Annotated in this window: 4 protein-coding genes; 3 read left to right on the forward strand and 1 reads right to left on the reverse strand. The window is 68.8% G+C overall.

Annotated elements, in window-relative coordinates:
* Positions 1-165 precede the first annotated feature (165 nt).
* Positions 166-936 (reverse strand): 4,5-DOPA dioxygenase extradiol, encoded by a 771-nt coding sequence (ygiD, locus tag AX690_RS21420; RefSeq protein WP_066684161.1) that lies wholly within the window; start codon positions 934-936, stop codon positions 166-168.
* A gap of 114 nt (positions 937-1,050) precedes the next feature.
* Here ygiD and AX690_RS21425 point away from each other — a divergent pair, with 114 nt between their 5' ends.
* From AX690_RS21425 to AX690_RS21435, 3 genes are all read left to right on the forward strand, one after another.
* A complete protein-coding gene (locus tag AX690_RS21425) occupies positions 1,051-2,193 on the forward strand; it encodes an acyltransferase (RefSeq protein ID WP_066684163.1) in 1,143 nt (380 codons plus the stop codon).
* 7 nt (positions 2,194-2,200) lie between these two features.
* Positions 2,201-2,974 carry a tyrosine-protein phosphatase gene (locus AX690_RS21430; protein ID WP_066684158.1) on the forward strand — a complete coding sequence of 258 codons (774 nt, stop codon included), beginning with the start codon at positions 2,201-2,203 and terminating at the stop codon, positions 2,972-2,974.
* An 81-nt stretch (positions 2,975-3,055) separates the two neighbouring features.
* Positions 3,056-4,494: MFS transporter (locus tag AX690_RS21435; RefSeq protein ID WP_066730547.1), on the forward strand; the 1,439-nt coding region annotated here is incomplete at its 3' end.

A 4,494-nucleotide genomic window follows, 5' to 3' on the forward strand; every position in this document is an offset into this window, starting at 1 on the left:
CCAGGCCATCACGCTCCGGCGCCGCAATCCAGATACAAGGGAGGGGCCCGTCCCGGCGAAGCCGGGATGGGAGGGTGAGTGGTTACGAGGTTTGACGGCGTGCCGGCGCTCCGGTTGACGCCTCACCCCCTCTCCCCAACCCTCTCCCCATGGGAGAGGGAGCCCTCACCCCACCTTGACCCCCGTCATCGAGATCGCCGCGAAGACGTCATCGTTGAAGAAGCTGATGGGCTCGCCCTTGCCCGCCGCGCCCAGCACGTAGAGCAGGGGCAGGTAGTGCTCGGCGCTGTTGATCGAGGCGTCGGCGTCGGGGCCCAGGCCGCGCCAGTCGATCAGCGAATCGTGGTCGCCGGCCAGGATCAGGGCCTTGGCCTTCTCGTTGAAGCGGTCGGCCCAGGGCGGCGCCTCGGGGCGGCGGAAGTCGGCCGCGCGCAGGTTGTGGACGATGTCGCCGCTGCCCAGGATCATCACGCCCTCGTCGCGCAGCGGGGCCAGGCGGCGGCCGGCCTCGTAGTGCCAGCGGTCGGGGCGACCGCGATCGAGGCTGAGCTGGACCACCGGGATGTCGGCGTCCGGATACATCGGCCTCAGCACGCCCCAGGCGCCGTGGTCGAGGCCGCGCGTCGGATGTTGCACGACCGGATCGGGCGCCAGAAGCTCGGCCACGCGCGCCGCCAGGCCCGGATCGCCGGGCGCGCGGTACTGGACGTCGAACAGCGCCTGGGGAAAGCCGCCGAAGTCGTGGATCGTCTCCGGCGCGCTCGCGGCGCTGACCGCCGAGGCGCCGCGCGTCTCCCAGTGGGCGCTGACCATCAGGATCGCGCGCGGACGCGGCAGTTCGCGACCGAGACGCGCCCAGTCGCGGCTCCAGGCGTTGTCCTCGATCGCGTTCATCGGCGAGCCGTGGCCGAGGAACAGGACGGGGGTGCGGGACATGGTCGAGCTCATTAGAAACAAGATAAGTTACAGATAAGCGGCGCGATGCTCCATCGCAACGGGGCGCCGTCGCGGCGCCTTTCCCGGCGCCGTCTGCTTTGGTATGCGCGAGCCGTGACCGCGCCGCTTCCACTCTCCGCCTCGACCTCGTCGGAAACCGCCTCCGCGCCGTCCGGCAAGGAGGCCGTGCGCGGTGGGGCCCTGGACTTCCTGCGCTTCCTCGCCTCGCTGCTGATCGTGGTCTACCACTACGGCGCCGAGAGCCCGATGCGGATCGAGCGTTTCGCCCAGGTGTTCTCGCGCGGCTTCCTGGCCACGGACTTCTTCCTGATGCTGTCGGGCTATGTGCTGGGCCGGGCCTATGGCGGCTCGGTGCTGAAGGGCCACATCAGCACGCCGCGCTTCTGGGTCCGCCGCGCGGCGCGAGTCTGGCCGGGGCATCTGGTGGTTTTGGCGATGCTGGCCGTGCTGGTGCTGATCCTGAACGGCGTCGGCACCGACGCCCACAAGCCCAGCCGCTTCGCCTGGGACCAGCTGCCGACCCAGGCCCTGCTGGTCCACGCCTGGGGCTTTCCCAGCGACGGCTGGAACCTGCCCAGCTGGTCGCTGTCGGCCCTGATCGTCTGCTACGCGCTCTTCCCGCTATTCTGGCGAAACGTCAGCAAGATCCGCCACGCCTGGCTGCTGCCGCTGATCGGCGTGGCGGTCATGGCCGCCTTCGAGGTCCTGGCCGAGGTCGTCTTCCACCATGCCCTGGCCGACCTGCAGTTCCAGTTCGGCGTGGTGCGGGCGCTGCCGCTGTTCATCCTGGGCGTCTGCCTGGCGCGGGCCGTCGACATGCGCTGGCCCTCCGAGGGCGCCGCCAAGGCTCTGCTCTGGGGCGGCGTCGCCCTGCTGGTCGTCACCCAGCCGCTCGACCGCTACGCCCTGCCCGACGAGTGGATGTTCGACGCCCCGTCGCTCTTGGCCATCGCCATGATCGTGCTGGGCGCCGGCCGCCTGCCGGTCAAGCGCCCCCAGGCCTGGATCGAGGAGGGCGCAAAGCTGTCCTTCGCCCTGTTCATCACCCACATCTTCGTCGGGGTGATCTATTGGAGCGCCATCCACAAGCTGATCGACACCGTGCCGATCGGCATCGGCTGGCAATGGCTGATGTGGCTGGCCGGCTTCCCGCTGGCCTATGGCGCGGCCTGGCTGTTCCACACCTATATCGACCAGCCGATCCAGGATCGGCTGCAGCCGCTGCTGAGAAAGTAAGCCTCGAATGACCCGTCACATCCTCCTGCAAGGCGTCGAGAATTTCCGTGACTTCGGCGATTACGCCGCGGGGGCGGGGCGGCTGAAGAAGGGCGTGCTGTTCCGCGCCGCCCACCAGGCCGAGGCGACCGACGAGGACCTGGACGCCCTGGCGGCCTTGGGCATCGTGACCCTGGTTGACCTGCGCCGGCCCAACGAGCGCGAACGTTCGCCCTCGCGCCGCTGGAAGGACTTTGCCGCCCAGGTGATCGACAACGACCTGGGCGTGACCGGGACCGATCCCTGGATCGAGTTCATCACCAGCACGGATCTCACGGAAGACGCCGTCCACGACTACATGGACGAGTACTATCGCCGCCTGCCGTTCAAGGAACGGCACATCGACCTCTTCCGCCGCTTCTTCCTGGCGTTGGCGGAAGGGCGAGGTCCGGCGCTGATCCACTGCGCGGCGGGCAAGGATCGCACCGGGGTGCTGGCGGCCCTGACCCACCACATCGCCGGCGTGGCCGACGACGACGTCATCGACGACTATCTGCTGACCAACGACCCCACCCGCTTCGACCGCCGGGGCCGCATCTTCATGGATCACATCCAGGAGTTGACCGGTCGTCGTCCCGACGAGGCCGTCATGCGCGCGGCCATGGGGGTGGAGGCCCGCTACCTGGCCGCCGCCTTCGCGGTGATCAAGGAAGAGAGCGGCTCGCTGGACGGCTATCTGGAGCGGGTGGTCGGGCTGGACGCGGATGCGCGCGAGCAGGTGCGGGCGCATATCCTGCTCTAATCCGTAAGGTGACAAACGCTCGTTTAAGGTCCAGCCTCGTCGCATGGCCCCGCCAGAGGGCCGGTGACATTAGGGTGCGGTATGAGCGAGCTGGCGGGGACGCCTCCGGGCGTTAGCGAGGTCCTGGGTCAAGCGGGCGCCGAGGACGTCCTGGTCCCCAAGCCGCGAAAACGGCTCTCGCGCGGGGCGCTCAGCTGGATCCTGCACCAGGGCAGCCGCGATCCTTATGTCATCCTGGTCACCATCTATGTTTTCGCGCCGTACTTCTCGCGGGTGCTGGTCGGCGACCCGGTCAAGGGCCAGGCGATCGTCGCCGACATCTCGACCGTCTATGGGATCATCACCGCCCTGACCGCGCCGCTGCTGGGCGCCTCGATCGAGCGCTACGGGCCGCGCAAGCCGTTCATGGCGCTGGTCCTGGCGATCATGCTGCCCATCCTTCTGGCGCTTTGGTTCGCCACCCCGGGCGGGCTTTCCGTCGGTCTGGTCGGCGCGGCCCTGATCACCCTGGGCGTGGCCTATAACCTGGGCGACGTGCTCAACAACTCGCTGCTGTCGCGGGCGGCCGAGCCGGGCCAGGAGCCGGTGCTGTCGGGGCTGGGCTACGCGGTCGCCAACGGGCTTTCGGTCTCCCTGCTGATCTTCGTGATGTGGGCCTTCGTCCTGCCGGGACATGTCCCCTGGTCCTTCGTGCCGGCCACGCCGCTGTTTGGCCTCAGCCAGACGGACAACGAGCCCAGCCGCCTGGCCGGTCCGCTGTCGGCCGTGGTGATGCTGCTGGGCGCGATCCCGTTCTTCCTGTGGACGCGCGACGCGGCCCGCACCGGCGTCTCGATGGGGGCGTCGCTGAAGGAAGGCGTGCGGCTGATCATCCACACCTTCGCCAATCTGAAGGGCCACGCCGAGGCCGCCAAGTTTCTTGCGGCTCGGATGTTCTACTGCGACGGCATGACCGCGATGATCATCTTCGGCGGCCTGTTCGCCGCTGGTCTGATGCGATGGGGCGAACTGGAGATGCTGGCCTACGGCATCTCGTTGTCGGTCTTCGGCGTGCTGGGCGGCCTGCTGGCGCCCGTGCTGGATCGCACCCTGGGCCCGCGCCGCGCCGTCCAGGCCGAGATCATCGGCTGCATCCTGATGCTGCTGTGCATGATCGGCACCAACCGGGAGAAGATCCTGTACCTCTGGCCGTGGCCGGCGGGGTCCCATCCGCCCGTCTGGAACGGGCCGCTGTTCCAGACCTTGCCTGAGCTCGTCTACCTGGGCTGCAGCCTGCTGATCGCGGTGTTCGTCACGGCGCAATACGCCTCGAGCCGAACCTTGCTGGTGCGCCTGGCGCCGCCCGATCGCATGGCCGCCTTCTTCGGTCTGTTCTCGCTGTCCGGCACGGCGACGGTCTGGCTGGGCTCGCTGCTGGTGGCCCTGGCGACCAAGCTGGCCCAGGCCCAGGTGGCCGGCTTCATCCCGATCGCGGCGCTGATGCTGGTGGGGCTGGTGGGGCTCTCGACCGTGAAGGGCGG

This window comes from Caulobacter sp. CCH9-E1 (assembly GCF_001556515.1).
In the GTDB taxonomy this organism is placed as follows: domain Bacteria; phylum Pseudomonadota; class Alphaproteobacteria; order Caulobacterales; family Caulobacteraceae; genus Caulobacter.